18 protein-coding genes and 1 riboswitch are annotated in these 17,867 nt (G+C 56.6%); of the genes, 13 read left to right on the forward strand and 5 right to left on the reverse strand.

Annotated elements, in window-relative coordinates:
- Window positions 1–56: 56 nt before the first annotated feature.
- Window positions 57–207, reverse strand: a riboswitch (FMN riboswitch).
- A 121-nt stretch (window positions 208–328) separates the two neighbouring features.
- Window positions 329–625, forward strand: coding sequence for a ubiquinone biosynthesis accessory factor UbiK (ubiK, locus tag ACS603_RS14115; RefSeq protein ID WP_474944451.1), 297 nt, complete (start codon window positions 329–331; stop codon window positions 623–625).
- 66 nt (window positions 626–691) lie between these two features.
- Here the strand turns inward: ubiK and hldE are convergent, their stop codons facing one another.
- Genes hldE through ACS603_RS14130 form a run of 3 tightly spaced genes read right to left on the reverse strand, consistent with a single transcriptional unit; the run spans window position 692 to window position 6,335 of the window.
- On the reverse strand, window positions 692–2,122 hold the full coding sequence (gene hldE, locus ACS603_RS14120; RefSeq protein ID WP_182062492.1) for a bifunctional D-glycero-beta-D-manno-heptose-7-phosphate kinase/D-glycero-beta-D-manno-heptose 1-phosphate adenylyltransferase HldE: 1,431 nt from the start codon (window positions 2,120–2,122) through the stop codon (window positions 692–694).
- Window positions 2,123–2,162: 40 nt separating this feature from the next.
- The gene (gene glnE / locus ACS603_RS14125; protein WP_182063468.1) at window positions 2,163–5,021 is read right to left on the reverse strand and encodes a bifunctional [glutamate--ammonia ligase]-adenylyl-L-tyrosine phosphorylase/[glutamate--ammonia-ligase] adenylyltransferase; all 2,859 of its coding nucleotides are present in this window, start codon (window positions 5,019–5,021) and stop codon (window positions 2,163–2,165) included.
- Window positions 5,022–5,039: 18 nt separating this feature from the next.
- Window positions 5,040–6,335: a CYTH domain-containing protein gene (locus ACS603_RS14130; RefSeq protein WP_474944452.1), complete on the reverse strand. Its 1,296-nt coding sequence runs from the start codon at window positions 6,333–6,335 to the stop codon at window positions 5,040–5,042.
- A gap of 237 nt (window positions 6,336–6,572) precedes the next feature.
- Here ACS603_RS14130 and ACS603_RS14135 point away from each other — a divergent pair, with 237 nt between their 5' ends.
- Window positions 6,573–7,193 carry a TIGR04211 family SH3 domain-containing protein gene (locus ACS603_RS14135; protein WP_182062494.1) on the forward strand — a complete coding sequence of 207 codons (621 nt, stop codon included), beginning with the start codon at window positions 6,573–6,575 and terminating at the stop codon, window positions 7,191–7,193.
- Between the two features lie 61 nt (window positions 7,194–7,254).
- Entirely contained in the window at window positions 7,255–8,496 is a 1,242-nt protein-coding gene (locus ACS603_RS14140; RefSeq protein ID WP_474944453.1) for a multifunctional CCA addition/repair protein, read from the forward strand.
- A gap of 10 nt (window positions 8,497–8,506) precedes the next feature.
- Here the strand turns inward: ACS603_RS14140 and bacA are convergent, their stop codons facing one another.
- Window positions 8,507–9,328, reverse strand: coding sequence for an undecaprenyl-diphosphate phosphatase (bacA, locus tag ACS603_RS14145; protein ID WP_474944454.1), 822 nt, complete (start codon window positions 9,326–9,328; stop codon window positions 8,507–8,509).
- A 106-nt stretch (window positions 9,329–9,434) separates the two neighbouring features.
- On the reverse strand, window positions 9,435–9,803 hold the full coding sequence (gene folB, locus ACS603_RS14150) for a bifunctional dihydroneopterin aldolase/7,8-dihydroneopterin epimerase (protein WP_182062497.1): 369 nt from the start codon (window positions 9,801–9,803) through the stop codon (window positions 9,435–9,437).
- A gap of 107 nt (window positions 9,804–9,910) precedes the next feature.
- Between folB and plsY the strand changes: the two genes are divergently transcribed.
- The 10 genes from plsY to ureG all read left to right on the forward strand — a co-directional run bounded on the left by plsY (window position 9,911) and on the right by ureG (window position 17,801).
- Window positions 9,911–10,525, forward strand: coding sequence for a glycerol-3-phosphate 1-O-acyltransferase PlsY (gene plsY / locus ACS603_RS14155; protein WP_182062498.1), 615 nt, complete (start codon window positions 9,911–9,913; stop codon window positions 10,523–10,525).
- Window positions 10,526–10,668: 143 nt separating this feature from the next.
- The gene (locus tag ACS603_RS14160) at window positions 10,669–12,135 is read left to right on the forward strand and encodes an MFS transporter (protein WP_474944455.1); all 1,467 of its coding nucleotides are present in this window, start codon (window positions 10,669–10,671) and stop codon (window positions 12,133–12,135) included.
- Window positions 12,136–12,315: 180 nt separating this feature from the next.
- Complete coding sequence (locus tag ACS603_RS14165) at window positions 12,316–13,143, forward strand: urease accessory protein UreD (RefSeq protein WP_474944456.1); 828 nt, start codon at window positions 12,316–12,318, stop codon at window positions 13,141–13,143.
- Window positions 13,144–13,153: 10 nt separating this feature from the next.
- Window positions 13,154–13,456 (forward strand): urease subunit gamma, encoded by a 303-nt coding sequence (locus ACS603_RS14170; RefSeq protein ID WP_182062500.1) that lies wholly within the window; start codon window positions 13,154–13,156, stop codon window positions 13,454–13,456.
- A gap of 10 nt (window positions 13,457–13,466) precedes the next feature.
- Window positions 13,467–13,781, forward strand: a complete 315-nt coding sequence (locus ACS603_RS14175; protein WP_182062501.1) for an urease subunit beta — start codon at window positions 13,467–13,469, stop codon at window positions 13,779–13,781.
- Window positions 13,774–15,477 (forward strand): urease subunit alpha, encoded by a 1,704-nt coding sequence (gene ureC, locus ACS603_RS14180; RefSeq protein WP_182062502.1) that lies wholly within the window; start codon window positions 13,774–13,776, stop codon window positions 15,475–15,477. Before ACS603_RS14175 ends, ureC begins: the two co-directional genes overlap by 8 nt.
- 9 nt (window positions 15,478–15,486) lie before the next feature.
- On the forward strand, window positions 15,487–15,951 hold the full coding sequence (gene ureE / locus ACS603_RS14185; RefSeq protein WP_474944457.1) for an urease accessory protein UreE: 465 nt from the start codon (window positions 15,487–15,489) through the stop codon (window positions 15,949–15,951).
- 9 nt (window positions 15,952–15,960) lie between these two features.
- The gene (locus ACS603_RS14190; protein ID WP_182062504.1) at window positions 15,961–16,500 is read left to right on the forward strand and encodes a HupE/UreJ family protein; all 540 of its coding nucleotides are present in this window, start codon (window positions 15,961–15,963) and stop codon (window positions 16,498–16,500) included.
- Complete coding sequence (locus ACS603_RS14195; protein WP_474944458.1) at window positions 16,500–17,174, forward strand: urease accessory protein UreF; 675 nt, start codon at window positions 16,500–16,502, stop codon at window positions 17,172–17,174. Before ACS603_RS14190 ends, ACS603_RS14195 begins: the two co-directional genes overlap by 1 nt.
- Before the next feature lie 9 nt (window positions 17,175–17,183).
- A complete protein-coding gene (gene ureG / locus ACS603_RS14200) occupies window positions 17,184–17,801 on the forward strand; it encodes an urease accessory protein UreG (RefSeq protein WP_047347805.1) in 618 nt (205 codons plus the stop codon).
- The last annotated feature ends 66 nt before the right edge of the window (window positions 17,802–17,867 follow it).

A 17,867-nucleotide genomic window follows, 5' to 3' on the forward strand; every position in this document is an offset into this window, starting at 1 on the left:
GGAGCGCCGCATAAGCGGCAAAAAAATAACGTGAGCGGGCCCATGCCCGACTTGATCGTTACTCTCTCCCATCCGGACTCTAACCGTCGGCCCCGGAATTACACCGGATCTGCTGACCTTTGAGTTTTCACCCAAAGCGCTCGCGGGCTTTCAGCGTCACGCTGATTTACCGCCGGTGGGGAATTTCGCCCCGCCCTGAGAATAAGCGAATTAACTATAACGCTATTGATTAACCTGGGCAATGCATAAGCTTCAAACAATATTGGTTTAACCTGGTGCATGACGCGCTACAATGGTCATCAACACCGTTTCATCAAGGGAAGCCACAATGATTGACCCGAAAAAAATTGAGCAAATTGCGCGCCAGGTCCATGAGTCCATGCCAAAAGGCATTCGTGAATTTGGTGATGACGTTGAGAAGAAAATCCGCCAGACGTTGCAGGCGCAACTGGTTCGCCTTGATTTGGTCAGCCGTGAAGAGTTTGACGTGCAGACACAGGTACTGTTGCGCACCCGCGAAAAACTGGCATTGCTGGAACAGCGTTTAACCGAGCTGGAAAACCGCAATGCACAGGAAGAGGTGAAACCGGCACCAGCCATTCCGCCGGTGGACGACCAGGCATAAGTGCGGCCTGATGCCCTCTCCCACAGGGAGAGGGAGAAAAACGAACGGGCCAACTGGCCCGTTTTTTTACTGACTGTCTTTCTGGATCTTCTTAATGATGTTGGTGGTTGAACACCCGTCCTCAAAGTTGAGCACCATCACTTCACCGCCGTTGGCCCAAACCTCTTCGCTACCCGCGATTTGATCTGGCTTGTAATCGCCGCCTTTTACCAGCAGATCCGGCAAAATGCCGGCGATCAGGCGCTGCGGGGTATCTTCTTCAAACGAGACAACCCAGTCCACCGCTTCCAGCGCGCCAAGCACGATCATACGCTGTTCCAGTGGGTTCACCGGGCGCGTTTCGCCTTTCAGGCGTTTCGTTGACGCATCGCTGTTCACCGCCACAATCAGGCGGTCGCCCAACTTGCGCGCATTCGCCAGATACGAGACATGCCCGGCGTGCAGGATATCGAACACGCCGTTGGTCATCACCACTTTCTCACCGCGTTTACGCGCTGCGGCAACGGCAGCTTTCAGTTCATCTTCGCTCATCACCCCGAAACCGGTATCTGCACGGCCGCGCACGGCGTTTTCCAGCTCGATAGGCGAAACGGTTGATGTCCCCAGCTTGCCGACCACTACACCCGCAGCAGCGTTGGCAAAGTAGCAGGCTTCTTCAAGCGAGTTACCCGCGGCAAGCGTTGCAGCCAGCACGCCAATCACCGTATCGCCAGCACCAGTCACGTCATACACTTCCTGCGCCTGAGTTGGCATATGCAGTGGTGCTTTGCCCGGCTGAATCAGGGTCATACCCTGCTCTGAACGGGTCACCAGTAATGCTGACAGCTCGAAGTCAGCAATGATCTTCATGCCGCGTTCGACAATTTCAGCTTCCGTTTTGCACTTGCCCGCCACCGCTTCAAACTCAGAAAGGTTTGGCGTCAGCAGCGTTGCACCGCGGTAGCGTTCAAAATCCGTCCCTTTCGGGTCGATAAGCACAGGGACATTGGCTTTACGCGCCAGCTGGATCATCTTCTGAACGCTTGCCAGCGCGCCTTTGGCGTAGTCGGAAAGCACCAGCGCGCCGATATTCCCAAGCGCCTGATTGATGCGCTCGTGCAGCGGCTCAGGATCAACACCTTCAAACCCTTCTTCAAAGTCGAGGCGGATCAGCTGCTGGTTACGGGAAAGTACACGCAGTTTGGTAATCGTCGGGTGTGTCGGAACAGATACGAAGTCACACTTCACGTTCACGTCCGCCAGCGACTTACTCAGCGCACGCGCTGCATCGTCGATACCGGTCAGCCCTACCAGACGCGAATGCGCGCCCAGAGAAGCAATGTTCATCGCCACGTTTGCCGCGCCGCCGGGACGCTCTTCAATGGTGTCTACCTTGACCACCGGAACAGGTGCTTCCGGAGAGATGCGGCTGGTTGGCCCATACCAGTAGCGATCCAGCATCACATCACCGACAACCATAACCCCAGCACGTTCAAACTCTGGCAGTGTTACTTTCATTCCTGACTCCAGAAAGATTCACAATTTGCGCGCGATAATATCACACTTGTTTTGTTACGCACGGTTCCACCAGCCACTTCTGCCAGCTGGCGGTGACCTGCGCGCGTTCCTGCGTAAAACAGTCCAGCGCCACATTGCCGGGCTGTTCCTGTAATGCCAGATGATGCAGCTCATCCCGTAATGTGGTGTAGGCGCGCGTTAACGCCTGCGCTTCCTGCTCATCCATAATGTCGTTTTGTGCCAGCAGTTCCAGAATGCGTACATTGTCCGACCAGCGGATAAGCTTCGGCTTCTCGTTAGCATGGCGCAGCACCAGATACTGCGTAATAAACTCGATATCTGTAATACCGCCTTCATCGGCTTTAATATCAAAGCGGTCGCGATGTTTATTACCTAAGTGGGCGCGCATTTTTTCACGCATTTCACGCACTTCAGTTTGCAGCGTGCTGCCGTCACGCGTTTTGGTCATCACGTCGCGACGGATGGTATCGAACTGGGTTTTAAGCTGCGGATCGCCATAGACGACGCGTGCGCGCACCAGCGCCTGATGCTCCCACGTCCAGGCTTCGTTTTGCTGGTAATCGGCAAACGACTCCGTGGATGTCACCAGCATCCCCGCGGCACCCGATGGGCGCAGACGCGCGTCCACTTCATACAAAATGCCCGACGAAGTGCGGGTGCTGAACAGGTGCATAATGCGCTGTGCCAGGCGCAGATAGAACTGACGCCCGTCGATCTCACGTTCGCCGTCGGTCATCACATCCACCGGGCAGTCATGCAGGAAGATCAAATCAAGGTCAGAGCTATAGCCCAATTCCCAGCCGCCAAGTTTCCCGTAACCCACCACGGCAAAACCGCGGCCTTCACGGTCGGCCAGGTGTTTCGGTTGCCCGTAGCGCGCCACCATTTGCATCCACGCCTGCTGTACCACCGCATCGATGATGGCTTCGGCAAGCCAGGTTAAGTGATCGCTCACTTTCATTACCGGCAATGTTCCGGCGATATCCGCCGCAGCCACACGCAGCATCTGCGCCTGTTTAAACTGACGCAGCGCCTCCAGCTGTTGTTCTTCATCCTCTTCCGGCACGCGTAGCAAGTACTGACGCAGCTCATCCCGGTAGGCATCGGTCGCCGTCGGCTGATAAAGCGTGTTCGGGTCGAGCAGTTCGTCCAGCAGCAGCGGGTAGCGGGCAAGTTTATTGGCCACCATCGGTGATGCGGCGCACAGCGTGATGAGGTGTTTCAGCGCGCCAGGGAACTCGCTCAGCAGTTCAAGGTAGGTTGTCCGCGTGATGATCCCGCTCAGCAGCGGCATCATGCGCGACAATGGCACAGGTGCATCCGCACGGGAGCAGACATCGCTCAGCAGATGCGGCATCAAATGATCCAGCACCTGACGGCCACGCGGGCCGATCGCGCGCTTGTTCAGCTCACCACGGAAATCTGCAATCAGCACCACCACGCGGTGACGGTCATCGTCACTTAAGTGAGCCAGTACCGGCGTAGTGTCATCTTCCTGCAACGCATCCTGCCACAGCTCGCGCCAGTGCTCAGAGAGCGTATCGTCCTGAGATTCACTTTCATCGTCGCCGATAAGGTCGTTAAAGATCCGGCGTACGCCCGCCATGTGGGCTTCCAGCTTTTCGGTCAGTGCCGTCCAGTCGTCCACCCGCATTCCCCAGGCCAGACGTGCGCGATTAAGGTCATCGCCCGGCAGGGTCTGCGTTTGCTCATCGTTAATGCTTTGCAGCAGGTTTTCCAGCCGACGCAGGAACAAATAGGCGTCGTGAAGCGTGCTGGCATCACCTTCCGGCAGAAGATGAAGCTGCTCAATGGCGGTCAGGGTCGGTAGCAACGAACGGGATTGCAGCGAAGGCTCACGCCCGCCGCGAATAAGCTGGAAGACCTGAACGATAAACTCAATTTCACGAATACCGCCCGCGCCGAGTTTGATGTTGTCTTTCAGGCCACGGCGGCGCACCTCGCGGGCAATCATCCCTTTCATGTTACGCAGTGACTGGATCACGCTGAAATCGATATAGCGGCGGAACACAAACGGGCGCAGCATGGCGCGCAGCTCGTTGGCGTAGACATCGCCGTTGTCGCCCATGATCCGCGCTTTGACCATCGCATAACGCTCCCAGTCGCGCCCTTGCTCCTGGTAATAATCTTCCAGCGCCGCAAAGCTCAGCACCAGCGGACCGCTGTCGCCAAACGGACGCAAACGCATATCTACGCGATAGACAAAGCCATCCTGAGTAGGTTGATCCAGCGCTTTAATCAGGCGCTGCCCCAGGCGGGTAAAGAATTGCGCGTTGTCCAGCTCACGCCGACCGCCGCGCGTCGTTCCTTTCTCGGGCCAGGCAAATATCAGATCGATATCGGAAGAGAAATTCAGCTCTCCACCGCCGAGCTTGCCCATCCCCAGGATCAGCAACGGCTGAGGAACCCCCTCTTCGCTGCACGGCGTACCCCACTCTTTGCAGCAGGCGTCGTACAGCCAGTCTCGTGCCGCGACAATCAGCGTCTGCGCCAGCTCGCTCAACTGTTGCAACGTGCTCTCTTCGCTGACCAGCTCCAGCGCCTGCGCCCAGGCAATGCGCACCATCACCCGGCGGCGGAACAGACGTAGCTCGCGCATCAGCGTTACTTCATCAGCCACGCCACTGAGCGCGGTTTGTAGCCAGCTGGCATAATGCCGCCACTCGTCAGCCTGCGGTGGTGAGCTCTCAAGCTCCGCCAGCCAGTCAGGGTTAGCGGTTACGCTTGCCTGCACAAAATCACTGAACGTGAGCACGCTTTTAGCCTGCTCGCTTAATGATGACGCCGGTAATGACTCAGGCAGACGTTCGCAAACGGTCTGCCACTGCTGCTGTAACTGCGAAGAGAGCGGCATTATTGGGGTTCCTTGCCAGAGTTAACGTTTTCCGCTGTGCAGCCAGAACGGATCCTGCGAAATGGCCTCGTTGCGGAAATGCTCTATTTCTATGTGTTGCCGGGTTTCGATGGCGTGCTTCAGCCCCTGCCAGTTATCCAGCCAGGCCTGTGCTTTAGCATCATACGCACCCGCCAGCAGCAAAATGCTGTCGATGTTGCGTGCCAGACGGGGAAGCTGGTCACCATACTGATCGCCCAGCGGGTACGCAAAGGTGGTTCTCAGTTCAGCGGCATGGCGAGAAAGATGGGTATCGGCAAAACGTTTGAACGATTCGGCGATTTTAGCCTGCGCTTTCGCGTCCAGGAATGTGCGCCAGCCGTGCGAAACCAGGAACTCTGTCAGCGCCAGTTTTGCCGTTGCGGTTTGCGGGCTATAGATGGCTGTCTGCGCCGACACATCCGAAAGCATCACCGCTTCGGTTTGCGTCAGTAAATCACGTAAGTGAGCGCTCGCTTTACGAGGAACAATACCGCCAAACAGCGCCAGGGTATGGCGCACCAGGCCAATCGCCGCCAGCACATGGGCTTTCGCCCCTTTCACGCCGCGTGACCACAGTTCTTCATGGTATTGCCATTGCGAAAGCGCCAGCTCCAGAGACGCTTCCAGTCCTTGCTCTACAGAGGCTTTCGGCGCTACGCGCAAAATAGCAGTCGGCTTCAGCACGCGTGGCGCATTGCCGGCCGCCAGATGGTATCCACGCGCGGCTTTGCTCAGACTGCCCTGGCGCGCAGGCTGATTCACCAGCCTGCGCGCCAGCTTCAGCACATCTTCAGCCTCGCCTTCGAGCAGCTCAAGCTCCAGTTCGCAAATCGGTTCCTGGAATTCGCCCGCTTTTACTTCACCCAAATCAAGGGCGATTTCGATGCGGCTTTTACCTTCGTTCACCAGCCATTTTTCGCGCCAGAAATCGGTGCTGAACAACGGTTGCACCTGCTCCGCAAGCGTTGCTGGCAGCCCGCCGTCGGGCCAGACTTCAGCCGGGAAACGATCCAGTTCAAGTTCGGGCTTGCTGATGTCGATATTATATTCAGGACGCTGATGTAAACCGCCCACCACATGGCCGGCGATTTTCATCGTCATTTCGTAGTGCCCGCTGGCGCCACGAATACGCAGCCCCATATCATGACGGCGCAGCCAGTTGTCCGGCGTTTCGTAATAGATGTTAAGCAGTTGAACCGGTTCATGATGCTCGCCGGTCAGCTGATTCAGGTGTTGACGGAGTGCATCAACGCTATCTTTTTCTACTATAAATTTTAATTCGATCTCTTGAGCCATAGCCTTGTACTTACGGTTGTGTCACAGCTGAATCAATTAAGGCGAACTTACTCGCCAGTTTCTTGTCAGTACATAGTATTTTGCGCCAAATTGCCACGCAATGAGCAATTTGACGGGTGTAAAAGTTTGAAGCAGTGGTTAGCAGGACACAGATGATTCTGATTGATGATGAATACTTTGCGTAGAGACACTGTTACCACTACTATCGTTCCACTTTTTATGAAAATAACGACTGATATGCTTAAATTACGCCTGATTGGACTCACTTTACTTGCTTTAAGCGCCGCGACGGCGGTACACGCTGAAGAGAAACGTTACGTTTCTGACGAACTGAACACCTGGGTACGCAGCGGCCCTGGGGATAATTATCGCCTCGTGGGCACGGTAAATGCCGGCGAGGAAGTGTCGCTTTTACAGACCAACACTGACACCAACTATGGTCAGGTTCGCGACAGCACTGGTCGTACTTCCTGGATCCCACTGAAAGAGCTGAGCAATGTGCCAAGCCTGCGTACCCGCGTACCGGATCTGGAAAATCAGGTGAAAACCCTGACCGACAAGCTGAACAATATTGATGGCACCTGGAATCAGCGCACCGCAGAAATGCAGCAGAAAGTGGCGCAGAGCGACAGCGTGATAAGTGGCCTGAAGGACGAAAACCAGAAGCTGAAAAACGAGCTGATTGTCGCGCAGAAGAAAGTCAATGCCGCCAACCTCCAGCTCGATGACAAACAACGCACCATCATCATGCAGTGGTTCATGTATGGCGGCGGCGTGCTGGGCGTCGGTCTGGTGATGGGTCTGGTTCTGCCACTCCTTATCCCTAGCCGTAAGCGTAAAGACCGCTGGATGAATTAATTCGTCTTCGATGCCAGACTTACGTACTATCTTGCGAAAAGAGAAAACGGGAGTGTTGGGCGTGAAGAGTTATCTGGTCGGTGGTGCGGTTCGTGATGCGTTGTTAGGTCTGCCGGTCAAAGATAAAGACTGGGTAGTGGTCGGCGCCACGCCAGAAGAGATGCTCAACGCGGGCTACCAGCAGGTTGGCCGCGATTTTCCTGTTTTTCTGCATCCACAAAGCCGCGAAGAGTACGCCCTGGCGCGCACAGAACGAAAATCCGGTTCTGGTTATACCGGCTTTACCTGCTATGCCGCGCCGGACGTGACACTGGAGCAAGATTTACTGCGCCGTGATCTCACGATTAACGCCCTGGCGCAGGACGACCAGGGCCACATCATTGACGCATACGGCGGTCAGGACGATCTGAGCAACCGTATTCTGCGCCATGTCTCCCCTGCCTTTTCCGAAGATCCGTTACGCGTGCTGCGCGTGGCGCGTTTTGCTGCCCGTTACGCCCATCTGAGCTTCCGTATCGCAGATGAGACGATGGCACTGATGACGGCCATGACGGATGCTGGCGAACTGGAACACCTCACACCAGAGCGCGTCTGGAAAGAGACGGAAAACGCTCTGACGACCCGCAACCCACAGGTCTTTTTCCAGGTGCTGCGCGATTGCGGCGCACTGAAAGTTCTCTTCCCGGAAGTGGATAATCTGTTTGGCGTCCCGGCTCCGGCTAAGTGGCACCCGGAAATTGATACCGGCGTTCACACGCTGATGACGCTGAGTATGGCTGCGATGCTGAGCCCGGAAGTGGACGTGCGCTTTTCCACGCTGTGCCACGATCTTGGTAAGGGGTTAACACCAAAAGCGCTCTGGCCGCGCCACCACGGACACGGTCCGGCAGGCGTGAAGCTGGTTGAAGGACTGTGCCAGCGCCTGCGCGTGCCTAACGACATCCGTGACCTGGCGAAACTGGTGGCAGAGTTCCACGACCTGATCCACACCTTCCCGATCCTGAAACCGGCCACCATCATTAAGCTGTTCGATAACATCGACGCCTGGCGCAAACCGCAGCGCGTGGAGCAAATCGCCTTAACCAGCGAAGCCGACGTGCGTGGGCGCACCGGGTTTGAAGCCTGCGATTACCCGCAAGCGCGTTTGCTGCGTGAAGCGTGGGATGTCGCCAGAGCCGTGCCGACAAAAGATGTCGTCGACGCCGGATTCAAAGGCCCGCAAATTCGCGAAGAGCTAACGAAGCGCCGGATTGACGCGGTAACAGCGTGGAAGGAACATCGTTGCCCTCAGCCCAAAGACTGAGGGCAATCGGTCAGAAGAAGACCACGTAAACGGCAGCCGCCACGATGAAGCGATAGATAGCGAACGGAATAAACGAAATACGCTTAATCAGTTGCAGGAAGGTTTTGATCGCAATCAGCGCCACGATAAAGGCAGTGATAAAGCCCGCCGCGAACATCGGAATATCGCCTGCCGTCAGGAAGTGGTAGCTCTTATAGACGTCGAGCACGGTCGCGCCCATCATCATCGGCACCGCCAGCAGGAACGAAAACTCCGACGCTGCATAACGGCTGACACCCATCAGCATCCCGCCAGAAATGGTCGCCCCTGAACGGGAGAAGCCCGGCCACAGCGCCAGACACTGGAAGCAGCCAATCATAAACGCCTGGCGATAGGTCATATCGTCCAGACCTTCTGCGCGTGGCGTTTTCGGTTTCAGCACTTCCGCCGCAATCAACAGGAAGCCCCCCACCACCAGCGCGTACATCACGTTTATAGGGTTGAAGAGCGATTTGATCGTGTCATGGAACACCAGCCCCAGCACTACTGCCGGAACCATCCCCAACAGGATATGGATAAGCGTCAGGCGGCCTTTACCTGCCCCTTCGTGCTCTGGCGGACGACCGAAGTGGATACCAATCAAACCAAACAGACGACGCCAGAACATCACGACTACGGCCAGAATAGAACCGAGCTGAATAACGACTTCAAATGTCTTTGCCGTATCCCCTTCAAAGCCCAGCAGATGACCAACGATAATCATGTGACCGGTACTGGAAACCGGTAAAAACTCCGTCAATCCTTCGACCACACCCAGTATTGCCGCCACCAGCAGCGAGTGTATATCGCTCATCTATAAACCCCTAAAAAGATATAAAAAAACGGTTCACCCATCAGGCAACCGTGAAAGTTACAGCGTTAAGACCGATATAACAGAAAATGGTTTAGCAATTATGACGTTAATTACGGCCTTTCAGATTATGGCCACGCTCAATAATAACGCCAACATTTGTTGCACGCGCCACGGCACCAGGTTTGCTCAGTTTGATGCGCACCCAGGGCGAGTTGAATTTGTTCAGCAGCAGTTCCGCAACCTCTTCCGCCACGCGTTCTACCAGCGCAAAACGTTGCCCTTCAACGTGGCTGATGACCGTTTCACTGATATCGGCATAGCTGAGGCAGTCATTGACGTCATCACTTTTTGCCGACTTGCGGTTATCCCAGCCCATTTCGATATCGAACACCAGCTTCTGTTCAATGGTCTGTTCCCAGTCGTAAACACCAATAGTGGTGATTACCGAAAGTTGCTCTATAAATACAATATCCATCACGACCTGCCTGCTTTTTGGCTAAACCGGATACCACTTCCGGCGAATTATGCGTATTATCCACAGATGTTGAGAATACAGATACATTTTCAAAACGGAACAGCGTTATGAGTGCAATCGCGCCTGGAATGATCCTCCTCGCCTACCTTTGCGGCTCAATCTCCAGCGCCATTCTGGTCTGCCGCATCGCCGGGTTACCTGACCCTCGCGTAAGTGGTTCCGGGAACCCCGGGGCGACCAATGTACTACGAATTGGCGGCAAGGGAGCAGCCGTAGCGGTTTTGATTTTTGATGTTCTGAAAGGAATGCTACCCGTCTGGGGCGCCTATGCTCTGGGCATTACCCCGTTTTGGCTTGGCCTCATCGCCATCGCCGCCTGTGTTGGCCATATCTGGCCCATATTTTTCGGATTTAAAGGCGGCAAAGGCGTTGCAACCGCGTTTGGTGCTATTGCGCCTATCGGCTGGGATTTAACCGGCGTCATGGCCGGCACCTGGCTGCTGACCATTTTACTGAGCGGTTATTCGTCGCTGGGTGCGATTGTCAGCGCACTGATCGCGCCGTTCTATGTCTGGTGGTTCAAGCCGCAATTTACCTTCCCGGTATCGATGCTCTCCTGTCTGATCCTGCTGCGTCACCACGACAATATTCAGCGTTTGTGGCGACGTCAGGAAACGAAAATCTGGACGAAGCTGAAGCGAAAAAAGAAAGAATCTGAGTAATCGACATGCCCGGCGGCGCTTTGCTTGCACGGGCCAACAGCGACATTGCCCCCTTCAGGTTATGTCTTATAACCAAATGTGATTTAGGTCACCTTCTGCCTGTGGTAACTGTTAGAGACACAACACAACCACACAAAAAGAAAATGGCAGAAATTACAGAAACAGCTCCCCTTTCAACGGCAGGAAATGCCCCTGATGGCGACATCAAGTGGGTACGTAACGCATCAGACGTTTCACGCCTGGTCAACGACGGCTCTCAGGGCCGGGCCAATGCCCGTATCGTCATCGGTATCGCGCTGGGCGGTATTTTCCTGGATGCCTACGATCTTGGCGCGCTGGCGTTCGGTATCAAAGATATTACCCGCGAATTCAGTCTCACCCCTGCGGGCACCGGGATGGTGGCTTCGGCCATAACCTTCGGTGCCATTGTCGGGGCACTGCTCGGCGGTTATCTCACGGACAAAATCGGGCGCTATCGCGTCTTTATGGCCGACATGGTGTTCTTTGTGGTCGCGGCCATCGCCTGTGCGCTGGCGCCAAACGAGTATGTACTGGCAGGCGCACGCTTTGTGATGGGTCTCGGCGTGGGGATTGACCTGCCGGTGGCGATGGCGTTTCTGAGCGAGTTCGCCAGGTTGAAAGGGCCGGGGAATAAAGCCTCAAGCGTCGCCATGTGGTGCCCGACCTGGTATGCCGCCATCAGTATCTCTTACCTGCTGGTGCTCTTTTTCTACGCCGTACTGCCGGAAAGCCACAGCGACTGGTTGTGGCGTTTGATCCTGGGCTTTGGCGCGGTACCTGCACTGGTGATTATTGCTATCCGCAGCCGCTATATGAGCGAGTCTCCGGTCTGGGCGGCGAATCAGGGTAACCTGAAGGAGGCGGCGTCTATTTTACGCCAGTCGTATAACATCAACGCCCACGTGCCGCAGGATGCGCTCGACCAGCCCGCACCGGTGGTCAACAAGGCGAAATGGTCAAACTATCTGAACCTGTTCCGCGGCATCTATTTACGACGCACTACGCTCGCCACACTGCTGTCGGTGGTTTCCTCGTTCGCCTATAACGCGGTCGCCTTTGGACTGCCGGTGATTATCTCCAGTTTCTTTGTGCAGTCGATGCTGACCACTATTCTGATTTCGCTGGTGCTTAACCTGCTGTTTGCCTTCGTGGGTGGGCTGCTGGCGGTGCGCTACGTGCCGCGCTTCGGCGCATGGCGGATGTCGCTTGCGGGTTACGCCTGTCAGCTTATCGCCCTGCTCGGCCTGGCGCTGATTGGTCGCCCCGAGGGCGCAGCAGAAGGTGTTGCCGCCGTTGCGATGCTGGCTCTGTTCCTGTTTGGTCAGGGCTTTGGACCGGGCGCGCACACCATGACCTTTGCCTCCCTGAGCTACCCGACCTCGCTGCGCGGTGTGGGCGTAGGCCTTAACCAGACGCTGATGCGCAGCAGTTCAACGCTATCGCTGTTCCTGTTCCCGTTGCTGGTCGCGTCCCTCGACACCGCCGTGTTCTGGGTGATCGCCCTGGCGCCGTTTATCGGCCTGGCCTCACTGCTGGCGATCCGCTGGGAACCGTCCGGGTATGATGTGGATGCGGAGGATTACCGGTAGTTTCTTCTTTAACTGAATTGTGGAATGGTTCCGTTCACTACAGCACCTCTGCTATCTGAAACGCCCGCTGCGGTGAACGGAACAAACCTCAAGACTTATCCATAAGCGACTCATATGACAGCCTTCATTTCCGCCAGGGCATACTGAAACGTAACCCGATGGTGAGCAGATGGATGCAGCATGTTAGCAACTCCGGTCACTGATAACTCTTACAAAGGCTGGCAGGCATCGCTTGCTCTGCAATTTTGTCACACCCCTGAGAAAACCCTCCTGCACTCCGCTCACCATGTCGGGCCGCTCACCGTTCAGCGGCCATTTTATCCCGAAGGTGAAACCTGCCATCTCTACCTGTTGCACCCGCCTGGCGGGATTGTCGGTGGTGATTCGCTGGATATCACCGTACGGCTGGACGCGAAAAGCCACGCACTGATCACCATGCCCGGTGCCAGTAAGTTCTATCGCAGTAGCGGACCACAGGCCTGCCTGAACCAGCACTTTTACCTTGATGAAAATGCAACGCTGGAGTGGCTACCGCAGGACACCATTGTCTTCCCCGGCGCGAATGCCGCATTGCGTTCCGTCTTTCACCTGCGGGCATCCAGCACCTTGCTGGCCTGGGAGCTTTACTGTCTGGGCCGCCCGGTCATTAATGAAACCTTCAGCCACGGCACGCTTGAGAGCCGTCTTGAGGTATGGGTCGACGACGAGCCACGCCTGATTGAGCGCCAGCATCTCAGCAATGGCGACCTGACGCCCGTCGCCGGCCATCCGTGGATCGGCACCTTACTGTTTTATCCCGCCTGCGAAAATCACCTTGAAACGGTACGCGAGCGGCTCGGTCCGCTGGACAATTTTGCCGGTGCCACCCTCACCGACGACCTGCTGTCGGTACGCTTTCTTGCACATGACAACCTGATTTGCCAGCGGGTAATGCGCGATATCTGGCAGTCGCTTCGCCCGCTTTTAACCCCCAAAACCGCCTGTTCGCCGCGTATCTGGCAGACATAAGAGAAACGTTATGGAACTGACCCCCAGAGAAAAAGACAAGCTGTTGTTGTTCACCGCCGCGCTGGTTGCCGAACGCCGTCTTGCGCGCGGGGTAAAACTCAATTACCCGGAATCGGTCGCGCTGATCAGCGCCTTTATTATGGAAGGCGCACGCGATGGCGAAACCGTGGCCTCGCTCATGGAATCAGGCCGCCATGTCCTGACGCGTGCGCAGGTAATGGAAGGTGTACCGGAGATGATCCCCGATATTCAGGTGGAAGCCACCTTCCCGGACGGATCAAAGCTCGTCACCGTTCACAACCCGATCGTGTAAGGAGCCACTGATGATCCCAGGCGAATATCAGGTTAAACCCGGCAATATCGCTCTTAACACCGGGCGTAAAACAGTGAGTGTGATCGTTGAAAACCACGGCGACAGGCCGATCCAGGTAGGTTCGCATTACCATTTTTATGAGGTAAACCCGGCGCTGAAATTCGATCGTGAGGCCACGAAAGGCTATCGGCTCAATATCCCGGCAGGCACTGCGGTGCGCTTTGAACCCGGCCAAAAGCGCGAGGTAACGCTGGTTCTGGTGGCGGGCGCACAGCGCATTTTCGGTTTTCGCGGCGATGTGATGGGAGAGGTGAAAAATGGCTGACATTTCACGCAAGGCTTACGCCGACATGTTCGGCCCGACCACCGGAGATAAAGTGCGTCTGGCCGATACCGAACTGTGGATCGAAGTCGAAAACGATCTAACGGTGTACGGCGAAGAGGTTAAATTCGGCGGCGGAAAAGTGATCCGCGATGGCATGGGTCAGGGACAAATGACTTCGCAGGCGTGTGTGGATCTGGTGCTGACCAATGCGCTGATTGTCGATCACTGGGGGATCGTGAAAGCCGATATCGGCGTCAAAAACGGCCGGATCTTTGCCGTGGGTAAAGCCGGAAACCCGGATATCCAGCCCGGTGTGACGATCCCGATTGGCGCCGCAACGGAAGTGATCGCCGCCGAAGGGAAGATCGTTACCGCCGGCGGGATCGACACCCATATTCACTGGATCTGCCCGCAGCAGGCAGAAGAGGCGCTCGTCTCTGGCGTTACCACCATGATCGGTGGCGGAACGGGGCCAGCGGCAGGTACTAACGCCACCACCTGTACGCCAGGGCCGTGGTATATCGCCCGCATGTTGCAGGCCGCCGATACGCTTCCCGTCAACATCGGTTTACTGGGTAAGGGAAATGGCTCGAACCCTGACGCCCTGCGCGAACAAATCGCCGCCGGAGCCATCGGTCTGAAAATTCATGAAGACTGGGGCGCAACCCCTGCGGCCATTAACTGCTCGCTGACGGTTGCCGACGAGATGGATATTCAGGTGGCGTTGCACAGCGATACGCTTAACGAATCCGGGTTTGTTGAAGACACGCTGGCGGCAATTGGCGGGCGCACCATCCACACCTTCCACACCGAAGGCGCGGGCGGTGGACACGCGCCGGACATCATTACCGCCTGCGCGCACCCGAATATTTTGCCCTCCTCCACTAACCCGACGCTGCCCTACACCGTCAACACCATCGACGAACATCTCGACATGCTGATGGTCTGCCACCATCTCGACCCCGATATCGCCGAGGACGTGGCGTTTGCTGAATCCCGCATTCGCCGGGAAACCATTGCCGCCGAAGATGTGCTGCACGATATCGGTGCCTTCTCGCTGACCTCGTCCGATTCTCAGGCCATGGGCCGCGTGGGTGAAGTGATTGTCCGCACCTGGCAGGTGGCTCACCGCATGAAGGTGCAACGCGGTGCGCTGGCGGAGGAACGCGGCGATAACGATAACTTTCGCGTCAAACGCTATATCGCCAAATACACCATTAACCCGGCGCTGACTCATGGCATCGCACATGAAGTCGGTTCAATTGAGGCGGGAAAACTGGCTGACCTGGTGGTCTGGTCACCGGCCTTCTTTGGCGTGAAACCGGCCACCATCGTCAAAGGTGGGATGATTGCCTGCGCGCCGATGGGCGACATCAACGCCTCGATCCCCACGCCACAGCCTGTGCACTATCGCCCGATGTTTGGCTCTCTGGGTGCCGCAAGACATGCTACCCGGCTGACGTTTATCTCCCAGGCCGCCGCATCCGCCAACCTTGCCGGGCAACTCAACCTGCAAAGCGCCACCGCCGTGGTGAAAGGCTGCCGCAGCGTGAAAAAGGCCGACATGATCCACAACGGCCTGCAACCGAATATCACCGTTGATGCGCAGACGTATGAAGTGCGTGTTGACGGGGAACTGATTACCAGCGAACCGGCTGACGTTTTGCCGATGGCACAACGCTATTTCCTGTTTTGAGGAGCGACAATGATCTACTTAACTCAACGCCTTGACCACGCGCACCGCGTCACCGCCAGCGTTACGCTGCCGATTGATGTGCGGGTGAAAAGCCGCGCCCGTGTTGCGCTGAACGACGGTCGTGAAGCCGGGCTGATGCTTCCCCGAGGTTTACTGCTGCGCGGCGGTGACCTGCTGGCCAGTGAAGACGGCAGCGAAGTGATCGAGGTGATTGCCGCACCGGAATCCGTGTCGGTCGTGCGCTGTGCCGATCCGTTCCTGCTGGCTCGCGCCTGTTATCACCTGGGCAACCGCCACGTTCCGCTGCAAATCATGCCAGGCGAACTGCGCTATCACCACGATCATGTCCTCGACGATATGTTGTGCCAGTTCGGGCTGGAGGTGACCTATGCCAGCCTGCCCTTTGAACCGGAAGCAGGTGCCTACACCAGCGATGCCCACAGCCATAGCCACTCGCACGCTCACTCACATTAAGGATTAATCATGCGTAAGTATTTACCTCTGTTACTGCTGGCTTTCTCCCTTCCGGCGCTGGCTCATCCGGGCCACGGTGCCGACAGTTTTCAGGCAGGTTTTTTCCATCCACTGACCGGGCTTGATCATCTGCTGATGCTAACAGGCGCGGGCGTACTGTCGGCACTGAGCGGCCGCAAGCTGCTACTGCCCTTTGCCACTCTCGGGATGATGCTGACCGGCGCAATTGCGGGCAGCCTGCTCGGCGGCTTTAGCGGGATGGAGATGCTGATTATCGCCTCACTGGCGGTATGTGGCGTGATGATGTTTAAAACTGAAAATCGTCTGCTGCTGGCGGTGCCTGCGCTGGCAATGTTCCACGGCTGGGCGCACGGCGTGGAGATGGCTGGCCATAACTTCTGGCTCTTCACCAGCGGGTTTATGTTCGCCAGCGCCACGGTGCTGTGTGCCAGTTTTGCGGCGGGATTACTGCTGCGCCGCCACGACGGTCTGCGTAAAACCTTCGGCGGCGGGCTGATTGTCTCTGCCCTGTTGGCGCTGATGAGCTAATGGAACACTCCCGCCAGTGGCTGCGACTGATGCAGCTTTCCAGCAGCAGCCTGCCGGTCGGGTCATTTACCTGGTCGCAGGGGCTGGAATGGGCCGTTGAGGCCGGATGGGTAACCAGTGCCGATGCATTCAAAGACTGGCAAATTCAGCAGATGGAACAGAGCCTTTTCTGCGTCGACCTGCCGCTGTTTATCCGTCTGTATCAGGCCTGCGAGCGGCAGGAACTGGCCGCAGCCAAACGCTGGACAGCTTACCTGCTCGCCTGCAGGGAAACGCGCGAGCTGCGCGAAGAAGAGCGCAATCGCGGCGCAGCCTTTACGCGGTTGATTAAAAGCTGGGAGCCGGACTGCCCGGCAGACTGGCTGGCATTAATTGCGCAAAGCCAGCTCTGTGGCATGGCGTGGCTGGGTATGCGCTGGGGAATTGATGCCCGCGAGCTGGCCCTGAGTCTGGGCTATAGCTGGATTGAGAGCGCCGTGATGGCGGGCGTTAAGCTCGTCCCGTTCGGACAGCAGGCTGCGCAACAGCTGATTATCGGGCTGAGCGACCATTTTGCGAAAGGGCTGGATGCAGCATTTTTACGGGGTGATGAGGCGCTGGGTGCGGCAACGCCACTTTCCGCCATCGCCTCTGCACGACACGAAACACAATATTCACGGTTATTCCGTTCCTGAGGATGCAACATGGCTGATTACAAACACCCTCTGCGCGTTGGCGTGGGCGGCCCGGTGGGGTCGGGCAAAACCGCACTGCTGGAAGCGCTCTGCAAGGCAATGCGCGACACGTATCATCTGGCGGTGGTCACTAACGATATCTACACCAAAGAGGATCAGCGTATCCTGACCGAAGCGGGCGCGCTGGAGCCAGAGCGCATCGTAGGTGTGGAAACCGGCGGGTGTCCGCATACTGCCATTCGTGAAGATGCGTCGATGAATCTCGCGGCCGTAGAAGCATTAAGTGAGAAATTCGGCAATCTGGATCTGATCTTCGTCGAAAGCGGGGGCGACAACCTGAGCGCCACCTTTAGCCCGGAGTTGGCGGATCTGACCATCTATGTGATCGACGTTGCTGAAGGCGAGAAGATCCCGCGTAAGGGCGGGCCAGGGATCACTAAATCAGATTTCCTGGTGATCAATAAAACCGATCTCGCGCCGTACGTTGGCGCCTCGCTGGAGGTGATGGAGCGTGACACCAACCGGATGCGTGGCGAGCGTCCGTGGACCTTTACCAATCTGAAGGCGGGTGACGGTTTAACAACGATTATTGCGTTTCTGGAAGAGAAAGGGATGTTGCGGGTGTAGTGCAGTTTATTGCCCGGTGGCGCTGCGCTTACCGGGCCTACAAAACCGTAGGCCGGGCAAACGAAG

The organism is Enterobacter sp. Li2LvB3 (genome assembly GCF_056156645.1).